At 68.2% G+C, this 20,715-nt stretch carries 20 protein-coding genes; 9 read left to right on the forward strand and 11 right to left on the reverse strand.

The window, feature by feature from the left end; all coding sequences use genetic code 11:
• The first annotated feature begins 20 nt into the window (after positions 1–20).
• The 4 genes from fabF to gmk are packed head-to-tail and all read left to right on the forward strand — an operon-like array spanning position 21 to position 3,945.
• On the forward strand, positions 21–1,301 hold the full coding sequence (gene fabF, locus OR37_RS00350; protein WP_004615100.1) for a beta-ketoacyl-ACP synthase II: 1,281 nt from the start codon (positions 21–23) through the stop codon (positions 1,299–1,301).
• Entirely contained in the window at positions 1,298–2,410 is a 1,113-nt protein-coding gene (gene mltG, locus OR37_RS00355) for an endolytic transglycosylase MltG (protein ID WP_004615101.1), read from the forward strand. The genes fabF and mltG overlap by 4 nt, the downstream gene beginning before the upstream one ends.
• A gap of 4 nt (positions 2,411–2,414) precedes the next feature.
• Positions 2,415–3,296, forward strand: coding sequence for a YicC/YloC family endoribonuclease (locus OR37_RS00360; protein WP_004615102.1), 882 nt, complete (start codon positions 2,415–2,417; stop codon positions 3,294–3,296).
• Positions 3,297–3,342: 46 nt separating this feature from the next.
• Positions 3,343–3,945, forward strand: coding sequence for a guanylate kinase (gmk, locus tag OR37_RS00365; RefSeq protein WP_004615103.1), 603 nt, complete (start codon positions 3,343–3,345; stop codon positions 3,943–3,945).
• Between the two features lie 48 nt (positions 3,946–3,993).
• On the opposite strand, the gene OR37_RS00370 is transcribed toward gmk, so the two are convergent.
• The 8 genes from OR37_RS00370 to lptF form a co-directional block, all read right to left on the reverse strand.
• Positions 3,994–4,251 carry a GlsB/YeaQ/YmgE family stress response membrane protein gene (locus OR37_RS00370; protein WP_004615104.1) on the reverse strand — a complete coding sequence of 86 codons (258 nt, stop codon included), beginning with the start codon at positions 4,249–4,251 and terminating at the stop codon, positions 3,994–3,996.
• Positions 4,252–4,539: 288 nt separating this feature from the next.
• Positions 4,540–6,138, reverse strand: coding sequence for a sensor histidine kinase (locus tag OR37_RS00375; RefSeq protein ID WP_004615106.1), 1,599 nt, complete (start codon positions 6,136–6,138; stop codon positions 4,540–4,542).
• A 233-nt stretch (positions 6,139–6,371) separates the two neighbouring features.
• Entirely contained in the window at positions 6,372–7,190 is an 819-nt protein-coding gene (rsmA, locus tag OR37_RS00380; RefSeq protein WP_004615107.1) for a 16S rRNA (adenine(1518)-N(6)/adenine(1519)-N(6))-dimethyltransferase RsmA, read from the reverse strand.
• Between the two features lie 11 nt (positions 7,191–7,201).
• A complete protein-coding gene (gene pdxA, locus OR37_RS00385) occupies positions 7,202–8,203 on the reverse strand; it encodes a 4-hydroxythreonine-4-phosphate dehydrogenase PdxA (RefSeq protein ID WP_035016778.1) in 1,002 nt (333 codons plus the stop codon).
• Positions 8,204–8,208: 5 nt separating this feature from the next.
• Positions 8,209–9,588 carry a peptidylprolyl isomerase gene (locus OR37_RS00390; RefSeq protein ID WP_004615109.1) on the reverse strand — a complete coding sequence of 460 codons (1,380 nt, stop codon included), beginning with the start codon at positions 9,586–9,588 and terminating at the stop codon, positions 8,209–8,211.
• A gap of 159 nt (positions 9,589–9,747) precedes the next feature.
• Positions 9,748–12,186: an LPS-assembly protein LptD gene (locus tag OR37_RS00395; protein WP_035016780.1), complete on the reverse strand. Its 2,439-nt coding sequence runs from the start codon at positions 12,184–12,186 to the stop codon at positions 9,748–9,750.
• Entirely contained in the window at positions 12,179–13,279 is a 1,101-nt protein-coding gene (gene lptG / locus OR37_RS00400) for an LPS export ABC transporter permease LptG (RefSeq protein ID WP_004615112.1), read from the reverse strand. Before lptG ends, OR37_RS00395 begins: the two co-directional genes overlap by 8 nt.
• Positions 13,279–14,418, reverse strand: a complete 1,140-nt coding sequence (gene lptF / locus OR37_RS00405) for an LPS export ABC transporter permease LptF (protein WP_004615113.1) — start codon at positions 14,416–14,418, stop codon at positions 13,279–13,281. The genes lptG and lptF overlap by 1 nt, the downstream gene beginning before the upstream one ends.
• A gap of 257 nt (positions 14,419–14,675) precedes the next feature.
• Between lptF and OR37_RS00410 the strand changes: the two genes are divergently transcribed.
• The 3 genes from OR37_RS00410 to OR37_RS00420 are packed head-to-tail and all read left to right on the forward strand — an operon-like array spanning position 14,676 to position 16,971.
• Positions 14,676–16,157: a leucyl aminopeptidase gene (locus OR37_RS00410; RefSeq protein WP_004615114.1), complete on the forward strand. Its 1,482-nt coding sequence runs from the start codon at positions 14,676–14,678 to the stop codon at positions 16,155–16,157.
• Positions 16,158–16,159: 2 nt separating this feature from the next.
• Entirely contained in the window at positions 16,160–16,621 is a 462-nt protein-coding gene (locus OR37_RS00415; protein ID WP_004615115.1) for a DNA polymerase III subunit chi, read from the forward strand.
• Positions 16,618–16,971, forward strand: a complete 354-nt coding sequence (locus OR37_RS00420; RefSeq protein ID WP_004615116.1) for a hypothetical protein — start codon at positions 16,618–16,620, stop codon at positions 16,969–16,971. The genes OR37_RS00415 and OR37_RS00420 overlap by 4 nt, the downstream gene beginning before the upstream one ends.
• A 79-nt stretch (positions 16,972–17,050) precedes the next feature.
• Here OR37_RS00420 and OR37_RS00425 read toward each other — a convergent pair whose 3' ends face one another.
• Positions 17,051–17,455: a hypothetical protein gene (locus OR37_RS00425; protein ID WP_004615117.1), complete on the reverse strand. Its 405-nt coding sequence runs from the start codon at positions 17,453–17,455 to the stop codon at positions 17,051–17,053.
• Between the two features lie 82 nt (positions 17,456–17,537).
• Positions 17,538–19,403 (reverse strand): ABC-F family ATP-binding cassette domain-containing protein, encoded by a 1,866-nt coding sequence (locus OR37_RS00430; protein ID WP_004615118.1) that lies wholly within the window; start codon positions 19,401–19,403, stop codon positions 17,538–17,540.
• Between the two features lie 96 nt (positions 19,404–19,499).
• Between OR37_RS00430 and ndk the strand changes: the two genes are divergently transcribed.
• Positions 19,500–19,919 carry a nucleoside-diphosphate kinase gene (gene ndk / locus OR37_RS00435; protein ID WP_004615119.1) on the forward strand — a complete coding sequence of 140 codons (420 nt, stop codon included), beginning with the start codon at positions 19,500–19,502 and terminating at the stop codon, positions 19,917–19,919.
• 15 nt (positions 19,920–19,934) lie between these two features.
• Here the strand turns inward: ndk and OR37_RS22385 are convergent, their stop codons facing one another.
• Positions 19,935–20,123: a hypothetical protein gene (locus tag OR37_RS22385; protein WP_419144048.1), complete on the reverse strand. Its 189-nt coding sequence runs from the start codon at positions 20,121–20,123 to the stop codon at positions 19,935–19,937.
• Between OR37_RS22385 and OR37_RS00440 the strand changes: the two genes are divergently transcribed.
• A complete protein-coding gene (locus OR37_RS00440) occupies positions 20,043–20,642 on the forward strand; it encodes a YoaK family protein (protein WP_081612853.1) in 600 nt (199 codons plus the stop codon). The two genes, OR37_RS22385 and OR37_RS00440, sit on opposite strands and share 81 nt — an antisense overlap.
• The last annotated feature ends 73 nt before the right edge of the window (positions 20,643–20,715 follow it).

Raw genomic sequence — 20,715 nt, forward strand, 5'->3', positions numbered from 1 at the left:
CGAAGGTTTGGGAGTGATCCATGCGTAGAGTCGTCGTCACCGGGCTGGGCCTGCTGACCCCTCTGGGCCAGGGCGTTGATGTGACCTGGAAGAACATCCTGGCCGGCAAGTCGGGCGCGAACCGCATCACCGCCTTCGACCCGACCGACTATGCCTGCCAGGTCGCCTGCGAGGTGCCGCGCGTCGACGGACGCGGCGGCGGCGGCCCGGACGTGGAAGGCTCGTTCGATCCCGACCAGACCATGAGCCCGCGCGACCGGAAGCGCGTGGACGACTTCATTCTCTACGGCATCGCCGCCGCCGACGAGGCGATCAAGGATTCGGGCTGGGTTCCCGAGACCGACGAGCAGAAGTGGCGCACCGGCGTCATCCTGGGCTCGGGCATCGGCGGCCTGTCGACCATCGCCGACACCGCGCTGGAGCTGGACGCCAAGGGGCCTCGCCGGGTCAGCCCCTTTTTCATTTCCTCGGCCCTGATCAACCTGATCTCGGGTCAGGTCTCGATCAAATACGGCTTCAAGGGGCCCAACCACGCGGTGGTAACGGCCTGCGCCACCGGCGCCCACGCCATCGGCGACGCCGCGCGCCTGATCAAGTACGGCGACGCCGACGTGATGATCGCTGGCGGCGCCGAGGCGGCGGTCTGCAAGCTGGGCATCGCCGGCTTCATCGCCTGCCGCGCCGTGGCCACGGCCTTCAATGACACGCCCGAAAAGGCCTCGCGCCCCTATGACAAGGATCGCGACGGCTTCGTGATGGGCGAGGGCGCGGGCGTCCTGGTGCTGGAAGAGTACGAGCACGCCAAGGCGCGCGGGGCCAAGATCTACGCCGAGGTGGTCGGCTACGGCCTGTCGGGCGACGCCCACCACATCACCGCGCCGTCGGAAGACGGCGAGGGCGGTTTCCGCGCCCTGCAGGCGGCGGTCAAGGACGCGGGCCTCCAGCCCTCCGACATCGACTATGTCAACGCCCACGGCACCTCGACCATGGCCGACGGCCTGGAAGCCGGCGCGGTCGAGCGCTTCCTGGGCGACCACGCCAAGAACGTCGTGATGTCCTCGACCAAGTCGATGACGGGGCACCTTCTGGGCGCGGCCGGCGCCATCGAGGGAATCTTCTCGATCCTGGCGATCCGCGACCAGATCGCCCCGCCGACCATCAATCTCGACAATCCCGACGTCCACGTCGCCATGAACCTGGCGCCGAACAAGGCCGTGCCGCACAAGATCGACGTGGCCGTGTCCAACAGCTTCGGCTTCGGCGGCACCAACGCCTCGGTCGTGTTCAAGAAGGTCCCGTGAGCCAGAAGCCGCAGCCCCCCAAGCGTCCCTCGAAGGGCCGCGCGCCGCGCGCCAAGGCCTCGCGGCCCGAAACCGCGTCGCTGGGACGCCGGTTGGGCCGCGGCCTCTTCGGCGCCCTCGCCACCTTGCTGGTGGTGGGCGTCGTCATCCTCCTGGGCGCGGCCTGGATCTATAGCGGCCCGGGCCCCGCGGCGAAGGCGGGCGACAAGACCACGGTGATCCTGCGCAAGGGCGCCAGCCTGCCCGAGATCGCCTCCAGCCTGGAGCGCGGCGGGGTCATCCGCTCGTCCTCGATCTTCATGACGGCGGCCAAGGCCACCGGCGCGGCGCGCGGGCTGAAGGCGGGCGAGTACGAGTTCGAGAGCCGAGCCTCCATGGCAACGATTCTGGACGCTATCCGCCACGGCCGCATCGTCCGCCACTGGATCACCATCCCCGAGGGCCTGACCTCGGACATGGTTATGGATATCCTCAACAAGTCCGACGTGCTGACCGGCGACGCGGCGACCCCGCCCGAGGGCGCGATCCTGCCCGAGACCTACGAGGTTCAGCGCGGCGAGGATCGGGCCGCGGTTCTGCAGCGGATGATGGACGATCGCGACAAGCTGCTGAACCAGCTCTGGGCCCACCGCCAGGAAGGCCTGCCGTATCGCAGCAAGGAAGAGGCCGTGACCATGGCCTCGATCGTCGAGAAGGAAACCGGCAAGGCCAGCGAGCGCCCGCAGGTGGCGGCGGTGTTCATCAACCGGCTGCGCACCGGGATGCGCCTGGATACCGACCCGACCGTGATCTATGGCATATCGCGCGGACGTCCGCTGGGGCGTGGCCTGCGCCGGTCCGAGCTGGATACGCCGACGCCGTACAACACTTACCGGATCGACGGTCTGCCGCCGACCCCGATCGCCAATCCAGGCCGCGCGGCCCTGGCGGCGGCGCTCAACCCGGCCAAAACCAACGACCTCTATTTCGTCGCCGACGGCACGGGCGGTCACGTGTTCGCCTCGACCCTGGAGCAGCACAACGCCAATGTCGCCAAATGGCGGCAGATCGAGCGCCAGCGGGCGGGCGAAGGTATCCCGGTCGTACCGGCCCCGCCGGCGGGGAAATAGACTCATGCCGATCTCGGGGATGACCGGCTTCTCCCGCGTCGAGGGCGCGCACGGCGCCTGGACCTGGGCGGTCGAGGCGCGCAGCGTCAATGGCCGTAACCTGGACACCCGCTTTCGCGGACCTCCCGGCTTCGACGCCTTGGAGCGCGCCGCGCGGGACGGCGCCCAGGCTCGCTTTCAGCGCGGCCAGTTGACGGTCAACGTCCAGGCCAAGCGGGCCGAGGCCGCAGGCGAGGCCCAGGTCAACGTGGCGGTGCTCGAACGCTATCTGAGCGCGGGTGGTCCCTATGTCGCCACCGGCATGGTCGCCAAGCCCACGCTCGACGGCCTCCTGGCCCTGAAGGGCGTGATCGAGGCGCGCGAGGACGAGGACGACGCCGAGACGCGCGCCGCCGTCGAGGCCGCCATGGCCGCCTCGATCGCCCAAGCCCTAGACGCGCTGAAGATCGCCCGGCAGGAGGAGGGCGCGGCCCTCGATCCTGTGCTGAACGGCCTGGTCGATCGCATCGAGACCCTGACCCAGGCCGCCGAGGGCGAGGCCGCCGGCCAGCCCGCCGTCCTGAAGGAGCGTTTCGCGCGCCGGATGGCCGAGTTGATCGGCGAGGCGGCCAGCGAGGACCGCATCGTCCAGGAGGCCGCCGCCCAGGCCGTGAAGGCCGATGTCCGCGAGGAGCTGGATCGCCTGGCCAGCCACGTGGCTGGCGCGCGAGCCCTGTTGTCGGGGGAGGGGGCGTCGGGCCGCCGGCTCGACTTCCTCTCCCAGGAATTCATGCGCGAATCCAATACTCTCTGCTCGAAATCGGCCCTCGCCGCCCTGACCGGGATCGGTCTGGAGCTGAAGGCCGTGATCGAGCAGTTCCGCGAGCAGGTCCAGAACGTTGAATAAGCCCCACCATACTCCTTCTCACGGCGCGCACCGGGGCCTGTTGCTGATGGTGGTCGCGCCCTCGGGCGTCGGCAAGACGTCTCTGACCCGCCGTCTGGTGGCCGATCACAACGACCTGCACCTGTCGATCAGCGCCACGACGCGCGACCCGCGCCCGGGCGAGCACGACGGCCGCGACTATCACTTCGTCACCCAGGACAAGTTCAAGGCGATGATCGAGGCCGACGCTTTTCTGGAGTGGGCCGAGGTCTATGGAAACTTCTACGGCAGCCCCAAGCCGCCGATCATGGCCGCGCTGGAGCGGGGCGAGAGCGCGCTGTTCGACATCGACTTCCAGGGCGCGATGAAGGTGCACGCCCAGGCCAAGGAAGACAGCGTGCTGGTCTATATCCTGCCGCCGTCGCTGGCCGAGATGAGCCGCCGTCTGCACGCGCGCAGCCAGGACAGCGAGGAGGTGATTCATCGCCGTCTCTCGCGCGCCAAGGACGAGGTCGCCGATTGGGAGCGGTTCGACTACGTCATCCTCAATGACGACTTTGACCGCGCCTATGCCGACCTGGCCCACATCTATCACGCCGAGCGTCTGAAGCGGGCGCGCAATCCCTGGATCGGCGAGCTGGTGGGCGAGCTCCTCAAGGAAGAGATCTGAGTCGCTCGCCCCCGCCGACAAGGCTCGGGCCAAGTCGCCCGGGCCGCGCTACAGCGCGCGGCGGCCGAAGATCAGGTGATACAAGGCCAGGATGACGACGGCGCCGACCGTCGCGACGGCCAGGCTGTAAAGGTTCAGGCCGGATACGCCGCTGCTGCCGAACTGGTTGAACAGCCAGCCGCCGACAAACGCGCCGACGATGCCGAGCACGATATCCAGCAGCACGCCGCTGCCGGTGCGATTGACGAGCTTGCTGGCGATGAAGCCGGCGATCAGGCCCAAAAGAAGCCAGGCGAGAATGGACATCGTGGAGACCTCCGTGAGCGGTCGCCCTGCGCGACCCGCTGCATCAAGGTCTGGACGGCGCCGTTAGTTCCCTGATCAGCGCTTGATCTGGTTCTGGACGAAGGCGATCAGCTTCTCCGCCGGGGCGCGGCCGAACGCGATGAAGAGGCCCGAGCCCAGCGCGGCGCCGATCAGGAAGGTCATGGTCATCGCGGTGATCCCCTTGTGGAGGGGCAGCTATTGCAGGCGCTCCGTGGCCAAGCCAAGGCGACAACGAGGCGCTGCGACGATCGGTCCGCGCCTGCTTGCTCAGGCGGCGCCGCGCGGCGGGGCCAGCAGGGTCAGCACGCAGGTCAGGCCTTCGGGCGCGTAGTCGAAATCGGCCGTTCCGGCCAGATCGCCCCGCAGGCTGGCGGCGATCAAGCGCGTGCCGAAGCCGCCGCGCGTGGGAGTCCTGGCCGGCGGGCCGCCTCGTTCGCGCCATGTGACGACAAGGCGGGTGCGGCCCTCAAGCTTCCAAGACACGCCGACCCGACCGGTCTCGACCGATAGAGCGCCATATTTCGAGGCGTTGGTGGCCAACTCGTGGAAGATCATCGCCAGCGCCACGGCGGCGTTCGGCGCCAGGGGCGCATCTGGCCCTTCAAGGTCGACCTGGCTTTCGTAGGGACGCAGCGCCCCTTTCAGAAGATCGCCGAGATCGGCGCCCTCCCAGTTGCGGCGGGTCAGCAGATCGTGAGCGCTGGCCAGAGCATGGATGCGGTCGTTGAACTGGGTCAGACCTGTCTCGCCGCCTTCGCGCAGGCTATGGCGCGCCAGGGACTGGACGATGGCCAGCGTGTTCTTCACCCGGTGGTTCAGCTCGTTGATCATCAGCTGCTGGCGTTCGGCGGCCTCGCGCGCCTCGTTCTCCCGCGCGCGCAGCTCCTCGTCCGCCGCCATCAGCGACCCGCGCACCTCGGCGATTTCCTGCAGATAGGATGGCGCGGGGTCCAGGGGCGCGCCCGCCGCCAGGGCCTCGGCCTCGCGAACAAGACCGCGCACGTCGTCCGAGATCGGACGGGCGAAGGCCAGAGCCGCCATGACGCCCAAGGCGATCATCAAGGCCGCGCCGACCATGGCCGGACCCAGAGAGTACAGCACGGTGCGGTTCAGCTCGGTCCTCGGCACGCCGATGATGAAGGTCCAATGTGACTGCTGTGAGCGGGTGAACCCGGTCAAGGTGGGGATGCCGTCGAGGGTCTGGCTGTGAAGAACGCCCTCGTTCGTGCGCGCCATGGCCTGCCGAAGGTCGTGGCTGGCGTGACGGCCCAGCATCTTCTCCTGGTCGCGCGAGCGCGCCACCACGACGCCGTTGCGATCGACGATGCTGGCCGTCCAGGTGTCCGGAAAGCCCTGGGCGGTCATCAGGGCGTGGAAGGCGCTCGGCGACTGAATATAGCCCAGCACGTGAAGCTTTCCCCGGACCAGGACCGGACGGTCGAAGGCGACGATCGGGCTTAGGGGCGCGGGGCGTTCGATCAGGTCGGACACCGTGGTGCGGCCGCTGGTCATGTCGGCCCAATCGCGGTCCGGCAGGCGCATCACGGGCGGCGTCGCGCCGGGGGGCATTCGCGTGTTGATCCACTGGCGGTCCTGGCTCATCAGCACGATCCAGGCGTCACGGCCCTTCACGGCTTCCTGGGCCTGCTTCTCGAAGGTGACGAGGTCGCCCTGGGCCAGGGCGGGCGAGACCGACAGGCCCTGCAGGATGCTCTGGCCCTGGCCGATCTGGCGGTCCGTGGCCAGGGATAGGGCGCGGGTCATGGCGGTCAGCTGCGTCGCGAAACGCTGCTCGCCTTCCGAATACTGCATGGCGACCAGCGCGGCCATCAACAGGATGGCCGGCGCCGCCAAGGTCAGGGCCATGAACAACAGTCGCCGCGCGACCGTCGATGGCGCCTTCGCCGCACGGTTCCTCACATTCGCCCCACTTGTCCCCGCGGTCAGGCTGAAGACCGCGGGGCCCGGCGTCAATAAACCCTGGGGCGTCGGAGGGCTAGAGCTTTTCCTATTCGGGTGAAACCACTGAACAGGGTAAGGTAGCTGTTTAACGATATACTTATGGTATACTTCCGGCGTTGCGATCTCGGCGCTGGAGGCTAGACTAGGCTCGCCCTGGCCAGGGACAGGAATCCGGCCAGGTCGATGACCTCGGCCCGCGCGTCGGGATTGACGCCGGCCCGTTCGCACAGCGTCGCGCCGCCCAGCGCCTTGAGGCTGGAGCGCAGCATCTTGCGGCGTTGGCCAAAGGCCGCGGCGGTGACCCTTTCCAGCGCGCCTATGACCTCGGCGGGCGGGGGGTCGGCCTTGGGGACCAGGCGCGCGACCGCCGAGGCGACCTTGGGCGGCGGGGTGAAGGCCTTGGCCGGCAGGTCCATGACCACGCGCGCCTCGCACAGCACCTGGGAGATCACCGCCAGGCGTCCGTAGGCGTCGTCGCCGGCCTGGGCGACGATGCGGTCGGCGACTTCCTTCTGGAACATCAAGGTCATGGACAGCGGCCGGAACGGGCCGGTCAGCCAGTTGATCAACAACTGGGTGCCGACATTGTAGGGCAGGTTCGAGACCACATGGGCCGGACCGCCGGCGGCCTTGGCGTCATCGACCTTGAGGGCGTCGCCCTCGACCAGTTCCAGGCGACCTTCGGCGACCTCGGCGACCTCGGCCAGCAAGGGCAGGAAGCGGCTGTCCTTCTCGATCGCCACGACGCGGGCGCCGGTTTCCAGCAAAGCGCGGGTCAGGCCGCCGGGGCCTGGGCCGACCTCGATTACCGTGTCGCCCTCGCCGACCTGAGCCAGGCGAGCGATTTTGCGGGTGACGTTCAGGTCTAGCAGGAAGTGCTGGCCGAAGCTCTTGCGCGCCATGAGGTCGTGGCGCTCCAGGGCCTCGCGCAGCGGCGGCAGGTCGGCCAGGCTCATGTCCAAATCTCTCAAGCGCCGCGACGGGCGGCGATCTCGTCCGCCAGCTTGATGGCGGCGATCAGGCTATCGGGACGCGCGATGCCGCGTCCAGCGATGTCGAAGCCGGTGCCGTGGTCGGGCGACGCGCGCACGATCGGCAAGCCCAGGGTGACGTTCACCCCGCCCCAGAAGTCCAGCATCTTGACCGGGATCAGGGCCTGGTCGTGGTACATGCAGAGCACGCCGTCATAACGTTCGCGGGCCTCGGCATGAAACAGCGTGTCGGCCGGGGCCGGACCGATCGCGTCGACGCCCAGATCGCGCAGCGCGCGGACGGCCGGCGTGATGATCTCGATCTCCTCGCGTCCCAGCGCGCCGCCTTCGCCGGCGTGCGGGTTCAGGGCCGCGACGGCCAAGCGTGGTCTCTCGACGCCGAAATCCTTGCGCAAGGCCTGGGCGGTGACCAGCCCGCTGTTGACGACGCTCTCGATGGTCAGCGCTCCCGGGACCTTGGCCAGGCTGGTGTGGATGGTCACCAGCGTGGCGCGCAGGTCGCCGGCGGCCAGCATCATCACCGGCCCGCGCGCGCCCTCGAACCGTTCGGCGGCGGTCAGTTCGGCCAGGAACTCGGTGTGGCCGGGGAACTTGAAGCCGGCTTCGTAGAGCGGCGCCTTGGCGATCGGGGCGGTGACCAGGCCGCTGACCGCGCCCGACAGCGCCAGGCCCACGCCCGTTTCGATCCAGCGGATCACCTGCGGCGCGTAGGTGGGCGAGGGGCGTCCGGCGACCACGGGCGAGAGCAGGGGGATGTCGATGACCGGAAGGGCCTCGCCGAAGACCTCCGGCGCGGCGTCCGGGCCCGTGACCACGCGAACCTTCACCCCGGCGCCGGCCGAGGCCAGCAGCTGGGCGTCGCCGATCACGACGAAGGACGGGCCGCGCTCGCGCAGGGCCTGCCAGGCCTTGGCGATGATCTCCGCGCCGATGCCGGCGGGGTCGCCGGCGCTGAGGGCGAGGGGGCGCGCCTTCACCGGCCTCAACGCGTCTCGATGGTGGCCTGATTGCGCAGGTCGCGCAGGTAGCGCTTGGAGATCAGCGCCAGCTGCTGACCCTTCAGGCGGTTCTCGATCTGGTCATGGCTGGGCGCGTTCGCGCCGCCCTGGCGTTTGCCGCAGACGGCGATCAGGTGCATCCCGGCGTCGGTCCGGATCGGGTCCGAGATCTGGCCGACATCCAGCTTGCTGGCCGCTTCCTGGAAGGCGGGGGCCAGGTCGGTGATCTCGGCCTCGCCCAGATCGCCGGCGACCAGGCCTTCGACCTTGCCGGCCGTGGCTTCCAGCGCGGCGCAGTTGGCGATCTTGGGCTTGAGGTCGACCAGCAGCTTGGTGGCGGCGGCGACCTGCTCGGGCGTGGCGTTGGCGGCCAGGGGCGCGGCGACCTGCTTGAGATCGACGATCGTGCTCTTGGAGCCGGCGCGCTTGTCGCGCAGATAGATGATGTAGACGCCGTCCTTGACCGGGATCGGCTTGGACAGCTGGCCGGGACGCAGTTGCTCCAGCGCGGCGTCGACTTCAGGTGGCATTTCGCCGGGGCTGATCCAGCCCACGTCGCCGCCATTGGCCGCCGTGGCCGAGGCCGAGAACTGTCGGGCCACGGCCGCGAACGGCGCGCCTTGCTGCATCTGGGTGATCAACTGGCTGGCACCGTTGGCGGCGGTCTCCATGCCGCCGACCCGCGCGGCGTCGATGAAGACCTCGCTGACCTGGTACTGCGGCTTGGCCGCCGATTCCGCGAGGCGGCGCTGGTAGGCCTTGATCTGGTCCTCGCCGATCCGCAGGCGCGAGCCGTAGCGCCCCTGGATCCACGACTGCCACGACGAATCGGCGCGCAGCTGGGCCCGCCAGGTGTCCAGGCCGATGCCCTGGGACGTCAGGCTCTGCTTGAGTTGGTCGGCGGTCATCTTGTTGGATTGGGCGATGTCGGCGATCTGCTCGTCGACTTCCTTGTCGGTCGAGATGATCGTGATCTTCTGCTGCTTCTCGACCCGCTTCAGCTCCTGCATCTCCAGGCGTTCGTCGATCAGCGAGCGCAGGGCTTCCTGCTCGATCTGGGGCAGGTTCTCCTGGGTGGGCTGCATCCCCGAAGTCGCCATCAGCAGGCGCATCCGCTGCACCACGTCATAGCTGGAGATGATGTCGTCGTTGACGACGGCGGCCACGCTCTCGGCCAGCGGGTTGGCCTGAGCCTGCGGCGTCGCCGGTTGCGGAGCCGCCGCCGGGGCCGGGGAAGCGCCTTGCGGTTGCGCGGCGGGAGCGGCCTGGCGCGCGATCGCGGGCAAGCCCAGGCTCGCCACCGTCAGGGCCAGGATGGAGGCGGCGCCGGCCGCGAAAGTCGTCACGCTACGCGCAGACCGCATGGATAGTGTCGTTCCTCTAGGCCGGGCCCCAGAGGGGCGCGCGGTCGATTATCACGTTTTCGGAAGCGACGATCGCTTAAACCGGCTTTTCCGCTCGGCTGTCGCCCCATGACACGCTCGCTGGACGCGCGGCCATCACCGCGCGCCCCCCAGGCGCGGTTAGTTTCTTCCCCCAACCCCGTATCTTCTATTGCCTAATGTGGCGAGGGTTAGGCTCACGGCGACGGTTCGGTCGGGCTGCAGCCGCAGGCCCGTCGCCGTCGAGGCGTAGCGATCTTCCTGTTGGTAGATCACGTCGATGCGGATGCATTCGTCGATATAGGCCACGCCCAGGTCGCGACGACGCCAGACGTTCTGCACCATGTCGCGCTGGCCGAAGGCCGTCAGCGCCCACTTCTTGGTGATGTTGAATTGGCCGCGCGCTTCGAAGTTTTCCTGGCGATTGCCGTTGGCGTCCAACTCGTCTTTCAGATAGCGCAACGAGCCGGTGACGCGCGAGGTATAGGCGTCGATGCCGGTTTCGATCCGCTGGATATCGTGGGTGTCGGAGTCGAGGCGTGTGCGGACGAAGGCCGTGACGCCCGCCACCGGGGTCACGGTGGCGGCGACGATCCAGTCGGATGACTTCGATTGCAGGCCCGTGCGGGCCGGCATCAGCGGATCGAACTCCGTGCGGAAGCTGCGGCCGACCAGGATGCTGGCGCCGCGTCCGCGCGCCAGGTCGAGAGTGGCCCGGCCGCCGACGTTCAGTCGCGTGCCGCCTTCATAGAGATCGAAACCCGGCGACTTGTTGGCCTGGAACAGATTGGTCTCGTCGAACTCGAGCGTCGCGCTGTCTTCGTTGTAGAGATAGGTCGTCGCGCCGTTGCGGGCGACGATCACCGGCACGCGCGAGCTGTCCGAGCCCGTGGCCACCTGGGCCAGCGGTTCCAGCACCACGCTGCCGCCGTTCTTCAGCGCCTTGTAGAAGGGCAGGCTCAGATCGACGCCGCCCACGCCCAGCGCGCGGGTGTAGGTTTCCTTGGCGCTGTCGCCGGCCGCCTTGGCTTCCGGGGTCAGATAGGTGCTGATCGAATAGGCGTCGCCGCGCGCTTGCACGAACGGCGAGATCTTCAGGCCAGGGCCGACGATTGCGCTGGTGCGCCAGTCGGCCTGCACCGTGCCGCGCGCGGAGTCGACGCCGCTCTGGCTCTTATAGGCGGCCAGGGCGTAGGGCGCTTCGCCGTACTGCGACTCCGAGCGATTGAGCATCACGCCCGAACCCTGCAGGCGCAGGCGGCCACCCAGGATCGCGCTGTCCGGCTCCCAACGCCCCTCGACCAGCGGCCCGATCAGGGGGAAGGCGGCCGTGTTCTCGAAGGCGTTGGCCACGCCCGTGGCGGTGTTGATCCCGACGACCCGCAGACCCTGCACCGAGACCGCCGCGATCGAGAACCAGGATCGCTGGTCCTGGCGCGTCGCATAGATCTGCGACGTCAACCGGTGGTCTTCGCTCGTAAACAGGCCGCGCTGCTCGTAGACCTGCTTGATGTGGTACTTGTCGAAGATCAGCGGGTCGGAGGTGCGCTCGGCCGAGAAGCCCCACTTCCACTTGTCGTCGATGTCGAACTTGCCGGTGGCCAGGATGAAGCTGCGGAAGGTCGACTCGCCGAAGCGGTCGCCGCGCACGTCGAACTGCTTGTCGTAGGTCAGGCCCCCGCGCGCTTCCAGGTAACCGGAGTAGAAGCGCTTGCGATACTCCACGTTCAGGAACGGGTTCACGTTCGTGTTGATCTGCGGCGTGAGCACCACGTCAGACGACGGCGACAGAATCTGCAGATAGGGCTGTTGGTACGAGATGCCACGGCCCTTGGAGTAGCCGATCGTCGGCGTCAGAAAGCCCGAGCTGTGGTCGGCCTGGGGGTCGGGGTGCCAGAACAGCGGCAGATAGAGGATCGGCGCGCCCCACAGGTGGATGACGGCGTGCTTGTAGTAGATCAGCTGGCGCTGCTTATCCTGCACCATCTTGTCGGAGGTGACCGACCAGGTCGGGGTCGGCTTTTCGGCGCAGACCTCGCAGGGGGTGTAGATCGCCTGGTTCAGCTCCGAGATGGTCGCGTTGCGCTTCACCGCCGTGCCGGCCGCGATCTTCACGCCCTTGCCCAGGCGGGCCGAGAAGTTGCGCGCGAAGCCGGCCTTCAGGTCCTTGTCGACCTCCATGTGGTCGGCGAATTGGGCCGTGCCGTCCTCGTTGATCAGCGCCACGTGACCATTGGCCGTCACCTGGCCGGTCTTGCTGTCATAGACGACTTCGTCGGCGCGCAGGGTGCGGCCCTGATAGCGGGCTTCCACCGAGCCGCGCGCGGTCATCACCTGGTTTTTGTCGTCCCGGATCAGCAGGTCGGACTCGAGATAATAGCCGTCCTGGCCCAGGCCGTCGGACGGGGGCGCGCTGACCACCGGGACCGGCGGAATGCTGGCCAGGGACTGCTGGGCGCTGGCGGCGCCCGCCGAGGCGAGCGCCATCAAGGCCGCCCCGCCCATGAGGACGACGCGACAGGCGGACCGGACGGGACCCTGTTCAGTCATGAACGACCTTGGAAGCAATGACTCACCCATCCTCGGTATAGCAAAGCAAAGTGAAGCCCGCCAAAATCGCCACGATCGGCGGCGTCCAGGCGGCGACCATGGGGGTCAGAACGTCCGCCTTGCCCAGCGTGCTGCACAGCTCGTTGAAGAAAAAGAACCCGAAACCCAGCGCGACGCCAGACCCGGCGAGCGCGGCCAGCCCGCCAAGGCGCATCAGGCGCAGCGAAAACGCGGCGGCCAGCACCGACATGGCCGCGAAAAGCAGCGGCGTGGCCAGGTCTTGCTGCAGGCGCAGCTTGAACGGCGCGGCCGAGAAGCCGGCGTCCTCGGTCCGCTTGATCGTGGCCGGCAGACGCCAGAGCGCCACGGCCTGGGGCGTGTTGAAGCGTTCGGAGGCGGTGCGGTCGTCTAGATTGGACGGGATCGACAGGCTGTCGGAGCGGATCGCGCCGGCGCCGGGCGTGGCCTCGCGCACCCCGGTCAGGCGCCAGAACCCCGGTTCCAGTCGCGCCTCGTTGGCCTCGATGCGCCGGGTGAAGTCCATCACGCCCTTGCTGTTCAGGGCGTAGATGAACAGCGAGACGCTCTTCAACCGCACCGAGCCGTCGACCAGGTCGCGGGCGCCGGCGCGGATGACGATCTGGGACTTGTCGTCGCCTTGGCGCAGCCAGATGCCCTTGGGCGCGGTCTTCAGATAGCCGTTCATCAGCGCGTCGCGCTCGGTCTCGAACTTGGCGGTCATGGCCGTGGTCAGCGGATTGAGCAGGGTTATGCTCAGGATGCCGATCACGAAAGAGGCCGAGGCCGCGGGCATGATGAAGCGCCAGGCCGAGACGCCGGCCGCGCGCATGGCGATCAACTCGCTGCGCCGGTTCAGCTCGACAAAGGCCCACATGGTGCCGAACAGGAAGACGAACGGCGCCAGCACCAGGATCGTGGCGGGCGCCTGCAGAACGGTGAGATACAGAAGCTGGATGAAGCTGGCGTCGGCGCGCGTGCCGACGTTGCGGGCGATGTCGACGAAGGCGATCAGCATCACCATCGCGCTCAGCACCGACAGGGCGCCGACCAGCGCGCCCATGGTGCGCCGCAGAACGTAGCGTTCCAGCATTCCCATGGTCATCAGGCCGCTCCCGTCCAGACGGGCGCGGTCTTCGCCAGGCGCCGGCGGACACGGCGCGACAGCTTCTGGCGGAAGATCTGCGACATGCCCCACCAGGTCGCGGCCAGGGGCACCAGGTACTGCAGCGCGTTCAAAGACGGCGCGTCCTCGCACGCGGCCTGGACGCCGAAGCCCAGGATGCGGATCACGGCGGCGGCCGCGCCGACGGCGGCGATGCGCTTGCCATAGCCCAAACGGCTGAAAGGTCCGCCGATCACCGCGGCCAGGGCCATCGCCATCAGGGCGATATTGTAGAGCGGCGCGGCGAAGCGCGAGTGCCCCTCGGCCAGCAGCTTCTTCTTGTTGTGCTGTTCCCAGTCCTGGGTCAGGTCCGGGAAGAACAGCTCGTGCGGATAGCGGTCCGAGATCTTGTAGTGCAGCAGCTCGTCGGTGTGGGACAGGCTGGATAGGTCGTAGGTGTATTCGTCGAACGATGTGTACTGCAGCACGCCTTCGCGGGAGAAGTGCTGGTTCGACCCGTAGCGCATGATCAGCACGGGCTGGCCCCTGCGCGTGGCGATCTCGGCCTCGCGCGACGAATAGGTCGAGGCGCCGCCGCCCGGCGTTTCCTGGTGAATGAACAGGTTGTGGATCTTGTTCGAGCGGTCGATCGACTGGGCGTAGACGGTCAGGCCTGGACCCGGCTCGGTGAACTGGCCCGGCTGCACCAGGGTCGAGGTCACGTCGGTCTTGATGTCGAACGCCGTCTCGCGGATCTGCCGGGCGGCCCAGGGCTGCAGCCATAGGCCCATGACCAGCGAGATCAGGGCGGCCATCGCCGCCAGGCGCATCGCCGGCGAGATCACGCTCCAGCGGCTCATGCCGCCGGCGAAGCAGACGACGATTTCTTGTTCGGTGTGCAGGCGGTTCATCGCCACCAGGGCGGCCACGAACAGGGCCAGCGGCATCATGATGCTCAGCAGCATCGGCAGGGCCAGAGCGATCATCTTCAGGAAGACCAGCGCGCTTTGGCGCTGTTCGACCAGGATGTCGAATTCCGCGAGGCTCCGCGCCAAAAGGGCGAGCGCCACCAAGGCCAGCGTCGCCAGAAGCGTCGGACCCAGCAACTGGCGGAAAAGGTAGCGTTCGATCAGGCGCATGAAGGATGGTTCGGGGCGGATGGATTCGTGGGACGACCCCCGAAGATGCGTCGTTCTACACGGGGCGTTCGCATCGGCACAACCGGGGACCTGACTTGGCCGTTCGAACTGGGGGTGAACGGAGCCTTTTCTAAGGCGCGGCATTGGACTATGCCGCGAGGCTATGAGGGAGCGGACGCGCGCTGGATGAGCGCCCGCGCCAAGTCGCTGGACCGCCGGATCGGCGGGGTCCGGCAAGGTCATTGCAGGAGCGCGACATGCGTATCGAGTTCGTCCCCGTCGACACCCAGGCCGGCGCCACGGCCGCGCTGGCCGTTTTGGCGCACGAGGGCGCGGCCTTGTCTCCGGAGGCCAAGGCGGCGAACGAGGCCACCGGCGGCGCCCTGGCGCGCGCCATCGCCGGCGGTCGCTTCACCGGCGCCAAGGGGCAGACCCTGGACCTCGTCGCGCCGAGCGGCCTGGAAGCCGCCCGCGTCGTGCTGATCGGCGTCGACGGATCGGGCGCCGTCGAGCCGGAGGCCGTCGAGGTCGCCGCCGCCGCCGCCTACCAGGCCGTCAAGGCCACGGGCGTTTCCGAGCTGGTTCTGAAGCTGGGGGCCGACGCCGAGAGCGCCGCCCGCGCGGCCTTCGGCGCGCGCCTGGCCGCCTATCGCTTCGACAAGTACCGCACCACCGAAAAGGCCGAGAAGAAGCCGTCGGTGACGGTGGTCAAGGTCGCCGCCGCCGATCCGGTCAAGGCCCAGAAGGCCTACGAGCCTCTGTCGGCCCTGGCCGACGCCATCGTCTTCAGCCGCGATCTGGTCTCCGAGCCCGCCAATATCCTGCATCCCGAAGAGTTCGCCGCTCGCGCCAAGGCGCTGGAGAGCCTGGGCCTCGAGGTCGAGGTCCTGGGGGAAAAGGCCATGGCCGAGCTCGGCATGGGCAGTCTGCTGGGCGTGGGGCAGGGCAGTGTCCGCGAGAGCCAGCTGGTCGTCATGAAGTGGACCGGCGCGGCGGATAAGAACGCCCAGCCGATCGCCTTCGTGGGCAAGGGCGTCTGCTTCGACACCGGCGGCATCTCGATCAAGCCGGCTGACGGCATGGAGGACATGAAGTGGGACATGGGCGGCGCGGCCGCCGTGGCCGGCGTCATGCACGCCCTGGCCGGCCGCAAGGCCAAGGTCAACGCCGTCGGCATCCTGGGCCTCGTCGAGAACATGCCCGATGGCAACGCCCAGCGGCCCGGCGACGTGGTCACCTCGATGTCGGGCCAGACGATCGAGGTCATCAACACCGACGCCGAAGGCCGCCTCGTGCTGGCCGACGCCCTCTGGTACTGCCAGCAGCGCTTCAAGCCCCAGTTCATGATCGACCTGGCCACCCTGACCGGCGCGATCATCATTTCTCTGGGTCATGACTACGCCGGTTTGTTCAGCAATAACGATGGTTTGTCGGAGAAACTTCTCGCGGCGGGCCAGGCCGAGCGCGAGACCCTGTGGCGCCTGCCCCTGCCGGCCGCCTACGAGAAGCAGATCGAAAGCCCGATCGCTGACATGAAAAACATCGGCGGTCGCCCGGCCGGCTCGATCACCGCGGGTCTGTTCCTGCAGAAGTTCGTCAACGGCGTGCCGTGGGCTCACCTCGACATCGCCTCGGTGGCCTGGAAGAAGCCCTCGACCGATCCGACCGTGCCGGACGGCGCGGCGGGCTTTGGCGTGCGTCTGCTGAACCGCTTGGTCGCCGACGCCTACGAAGGCTGATCGTGTCCGCCGCGCCCTGCGAGGTCTGGTTCTATCACCTGGAGCGCTCGTCGCTGGAACAGGTGCTGCCCGAGCTTCTGGAAAAGACGCTCGGCCGGGGCTGGAAGGCGCTGGTGCGCGGCGGCGATCCGCGACGGCTGGAGGCGCTGGACCAGCACCTCTGGACCTATCGCGAGGACAGTTTCCTGCCGCATGGCTTGGCCAACGAGCCGATGGCCGAGCGCCAGCCGGTGCTGCTCAGCGCCGAGGACGGGAACCCGAACGCCGGCGACGCGCTGTTTCTCATCGACGGGGCCGAACCTGGAGATCTTTCAGGGGTTTCGCGCTGCATCCTGCTGTTCGACGGCCGGGACGAGCAGGCCCTGTCGCTGGCTCGCGGTCGCTGGTCGGTGTTCAAGAAGGCGGGGCATCCGGTGTCGTATTGGCGCCAGGGCGCCGAACGCGGTTGGGAGAAGCAGGCATGAAGCGCGTCGCGTCGGCTCTGGTGCTGGGTCTTGTCCTGGCGTCTTGTTCCAGCGCGCCCGAGCCGGCTCCGCCGCCGCCGCCCACGACGCCCACCGCGCCCGCCGCTGTCGCCCTGCCGCCGACCCCGCCGACCAGCGCGTCTTCCGGGGAGCCCAAGGATCAGTGCGGCCTGAAGGAAGCCCAGGCCTATGTCGGCAAGCCGCGCACCAGCTTGCCCGCGCCGGTCGATCCGTCGCGCTGGCGCGTGGCGTGCACGACCTGTCCGGTGACCCTGGACTACCGACCCGACCGTCTGAACATCTTGTTCAACGCCGATACCGGCGTCGTGCAGCAGGTCAAGTGCGGCTGACCGGACTCAAGATTCAAACATTTGGAGCGCGTTCGAGCGGTTCAGCCGCTCACGCTTAAACCTGCGGCGCGCTCGCGCGTCAGGACCGTTGGCCGAGGCCGGGGAACATCGCCACGCCGTCCTCGAACACGCCCAGATAGCCCAGCTCGCCCAGCAGCGGCGTCAGATCCTCGACCAGATCGTCGGACCGCGGCAGATGGGCCGGACGGCCGGTCTGGTCGTGCAGGCGATAGACCGTCCACATCTTGCCCTTGGGCGCTGGAGCGCCGGGCTGGATGAACCTGTGCTCCCAGCCGACCAGGGCCGGCTGGCGGTCGATTTCGACGTCGAACGGCCGGTCGCGGAAGGCCAGGTCCATCTCGATCCGCACTGCCTCGCCGATCCGCGCGTTCACCCACGCCGCGAACGCCTCCAGCACGGTGTGCGCGGAGAGGCCTTCGGGGTTGGCCACGACGTGGTTGCGAGGATGGGCGGGCTTACTCATGCCGCCACCATGCGCGACCAGGTGTCGCGGAAGCGCTAAGCGACATGGTTTAGCGGGCGTTCACCCTAAACCTCGGCGATGGTCACGCCTCGGCTTCCGCCAGCTCCTCGGCCAGCGCCATCCAGGCCTCCTCGGCCTCGTCCAGCTTGGACTTAGCGTTGTCGCGGCGCTTGGTCAGTTCGGCGACCTTGGCCGGGTTCTTCACATAAAGATCGGGGTCCTCGAGCTGGGCGTCCAGCTCGGCCAGGTCGCGGGTGCGCCGGTTCATCACCTGCTCGGCGGCCTCGACCTTGCGGCGCAGGGGCTCGACAGCGGTCTTCCTCGGCGCCGGCGCGGCGGGCGCGACCGGCTCGCGGGCGACCTGGGTCGGCTTGACGGCCAGCTTGGCGCGCTCCAGCACGAACCGGGCGTAGTCGTCCATGTCGCCGTCGAACGGCTTGACCGTCCCGTCCGCCGCCAGCCACAGGCGGTCGGCCACCAGCTCCATCAGCGAGCGATCGTGAGTGATCAGGATCACCGCGCCCATATAGTCGTTCAGCGCGTCCAGCAGGGCGCGACGCGAGTCGATATCCAGGTGGTTGGTCGGCTCGTCCAGAATGAGCATGTGCGGCGCGTCCATCGCCACCAGGTTCAGCAGCAGGCGCGCGCGCTCGCCGCCGGACAGGGCGTCGACCCGGGTCTCCTGCTTCTCGAAGCCCAGGCCGAACTGGGCCAACTTCGAGCGGCGCGAGCTCTCGGACGCCTCCGGCATCGCCCGACGGATGATCTCCAGCGGCGTGTCGTTGGGATCCATCGCCTCGATCTGGTGCTGGTGGAACCAGCCGACCTTCATCTTCTTGTCGCGGTGGAACTCGCCCTTCTGCACGCCCAGGGCGCCGGCGATCATCTTGGCGAAGGTCGACTTGCCCGCGCCGTTGACGCCCAGCAGGCCGATGCGGTCGTCCAGGTCCATGCGCAGGTTCAGGTTCTTGAGGATCGCCCGGTCTTCCTCGTAGCCGACAAACGCTTTCTCCAGCCGGATCAGCGGCGGGGGCAGGGGCTTGGGCGGCGAGGGCAGGGTGAAGGGCGCGACGCGCTCCTCGATCGTGGTGGCGACCGGCTCCATCTTGGCCAGCCGCTTCATGCGTGACTGGGCCTGGGCGGCCTTCGAGGCCTTGGCCTTGAAGCGGTCGACAAAGGCCTGCAGGTGGGCGCGCTCGGCGTCCTGCTTGGCCTTGGCCGACAGCTGCAGCCGGGCCTTCTCGGCGCGACGCTTCTCGAAGTCGTCGTAGCCGCCGACATAGAGCTCCAGCTTGCCGTTGGCCAGGTGCAGCATGTGGGTGCAGCTGTTGTTCAACAGCTCGCGGTCGTGGCTGACGATCAAAGCGGTGTGCGGATATTTCTGCAGCCTCGCCTCGAGCCACAGCGCGCCTTCCAGGTCGAGATAGTTGGTCGGTTCGTCCAGCAGCAGCATGTCGGGCTCGGCGAACAGCGCCGCCGCCAGGGCCACGCGCATCCGCCAGCCGCCCGAGAACTCGCGCATCGGCCGCGCCAGGTCGTCCTGGGTGAAGCCCAGGCCCACCAGGATTTCCGAGGCCCGCGAGGGAGCCGCGTCGGAGTCGATCTCGATCAGCCGCCCCCAGATCTCGCCCATCTCCTCGGGATCGGCGGTCTCCAGCCGGGTCAGCAGGCGGTGGCGCTCCTCGTCGGCCTCCAGCACCGTTTCCAGCAGGGTGACCGGCGTGGCCGGGTGCTCCTGATCGACCGAGCCGATCCGCGCGGTCTTGGGCAGGCTGATCTCGTCGTCGCTGACCGGCAAATGGCCCAGGATCAGCTTGAACAGCGTCGACTTGCCCACGCCGTTGCGCCCGATCAGTCCGACCTTAGCGCCCGGCGGCAAGCTGACGCTGGCATGGTCGAAGAACCGTCGACCCCAGGCGTCGAAGGTCAGGTCGTTGATCTGAAGCATTTTTGTGAAGGTTACGCGGCGGGGTTGGCGGGGAGGAGGCGCACGGCTATAAGCCCGCAACCTCCCAATTCACAACTTTTCTGTGAGATCACTACCGTGACCGAACGCACCTTCTCGATCATCAAGCCGGACGCCACCCGTCGTAACCTGACCGGCGCCATCAACGCGGTGATCGAGGCCGCGGGCCTGCGCATCGTCGCCCAGCGCCGGGTTCACCTGACCGAAGCTCAGGCCAAGAAGTTCTACGAAGTCCACGCCGAGCGTCCGTTCTACGGCGAACTCGTCGCCCAGATGACCGCCGAGCCGGTCGTCGTCCAGGTCCTGGAAGGCGAAAACGCCGTGGCCAAGTACCGCGAAGTCATGGGCGCCACCAACCCGGCCAACGCCGACGAAGGCACGATCCGCAAGCAGTTCGCCCTGTCGATCGGCGAAAACTCGGTCCACGGCTCGGACAGCCTGGAAAACGCCAAGATCGAGATCGAGCAGTTCTTCACCGAAGACCAGATCGTCGGCTGATTTCAGCGCGACTTTTCAGGTGACGCGAAGCGGCCGGATCGGTGACGATCCGGCCGTTTCGTTTTTTCGGAGTCGGGGGCGGTGAAGCACTACGAACGGGGCGAGGTGATCCTGGCGGTCACGCTGTCGGGCGTGGCCGGCTATGTCGACGCGATCGGCTTTTTGAAGCTGGGCGGTTTCTTCGTCTCGTTCATGAGCGGCAATTCCACGCGCTTGGGCGTGGGCTTGGCCACCCTGAACTGGACCGCCGTCGCCACCGTCCTGACCCTGGTGAGCTCGTTCGTGGCCGGCGTGGTGCTGGGCGCGCTGACCGCCAGGGGCTTCGGCGAGACTCGTCGCTCGCCGGTGCTGGTCCTCGAGGCGGGGCTGCTGGCGAGCGGCGCGACCTTGATGGCCCTGGGCTTCCACACGGCGGGCGTGACGGCGGTGGCCATGGCGATGGGGGCCGAGAACGCCGTCTTCCAGCGAAACGGCGACGTCGCGGTCGGCCTGACCTACATGACCGGCGCCCTGGTCAAGGCCGGGCAGCGGATCGCCGGCGCCCTGGTGGGCGGAGAGCCGTCAGACTGGCTGCGCTATGTGCTCCTGTGGGCGGGTCTGGCCTGCGGCGGCGCGATGGGAGCCCTGACCTATCTGACGATCGGCGCGACGGCGCTGTGGGTGGCCGTCGCGGTCGTGCTGGGCGGCGCGATCTGGGCCGAGCGTCGCTGGCGCTCGGTCTGAGCAAGTTTGCGCCGCTGACATCCGAATCCCGGGGGAGGCGCCTATCTTCCGGCTCGGAAAAAGCGGGGGAATG

Origin of the sequence: Caulobacter vibrioides OR37 (assembly GCF_000372645.1) — a bacterium.
Classification (GTDB): Bacteria; Pseudomonadota; Alphaproteobacteria; order Caulobacterales; family Caulobacteraceae; genus Caulobacter; species Caulobacter vibrioides_E.

Coding starts and splice junctions, on each gene's coding strand:
- fabF (WP_004615100.1), top strand. CDS start 21: ATGCGTAGAGTCGTCGTCACCGGGCTGGGCCTGCTGACCCCTCTGGGC.
- OR37_RS00360 (WP_004615102.1), top strand. CDS start 2,415: ATGCCGATCTCGGGGATGACCGGCTTCTCCCGCGTCGAGGGCGCGCAC.
- gmk (WP_004615103.1), top strand. CDS start 3,343: ATGGTGGTCGCGCCCTCGGGCGTCGGCAAGACGTCTCTGACCCGCCGT.
- OR37_RS00370 (WP_004615104.1), bottom strand. CDS start 4,251: ATGTCCATTCTCGCCTGGCTTCTTTTGGGCCTGATCGCCGGCTTCATC.
- OR37_RS00375 (WP_004615106.1), bottom strand. CDS start 6,138: ATGGCCCTGACCTTGGCGGCGCCGGCCATCCTGTTGATGGCCGCGCTG.
- rsmA (WP_004615107.1), bottom strand. CDS start 7,190: ATGAGCCTGGCCGACCTGCCGCCGCTGCGCGAGGCCCTGGAGCGCCAC.
- OR37_RS00390 (WP_004615109.1), bottom strand. CDS start 9,588: ATGCGGTCTGCGCGTAGCGTGACGACTTTCGCGGCCGGCGCCGCCTCC.
- OR37_RS00395 (WP_035016780.1), bottom strand. CDS start 12,186: ATGGGTGAGTCATTGCTTCCAAGGTCGTTCATGACTGAACAGGGTCCC.
- lptG (WP_004615112.1), bottom strand. CDS start 13,279: ATGACCATGGGAATGCTGGAACGCTACGTTCTGCGGCGCACCATGGGC.
- lptF (WP_004615113.1), bottom strand. CDS start 14,418: ATGCGCCTGATCGAACGCTACCTTTTCCGCCAGTTGCTGGGTCCGACG.
- OR37_RS00410 (WP_004615114.1), top strand. CDS start 14,676: ATGCGTATCGAGTTCGTCCCCGTCGACACCCAGGCCGGCGCCACGGCC.
- OR37_RS00420 (WP_004615116.1), top strand. CDS start 16,618: ATGAAGCGCGTCGCGTCGGCTCTGGTGCTGGGTCTTGTCCTGGCGTCT.
- OR37_RS00425 (WP_004615117.1), bottom strand. CDS start 17,455: ATGAGTAAGCCCGCCCATCCTCGCAACCACGTCGTGGCCAACCCCGAA.
- OR37_RS00430 (WP_004615118.1), bottom strand. CDS start 19,403: ATGCTTCAGATCAACGACCTGACCTTCGACGCCTGGGGTCGACGGTTC.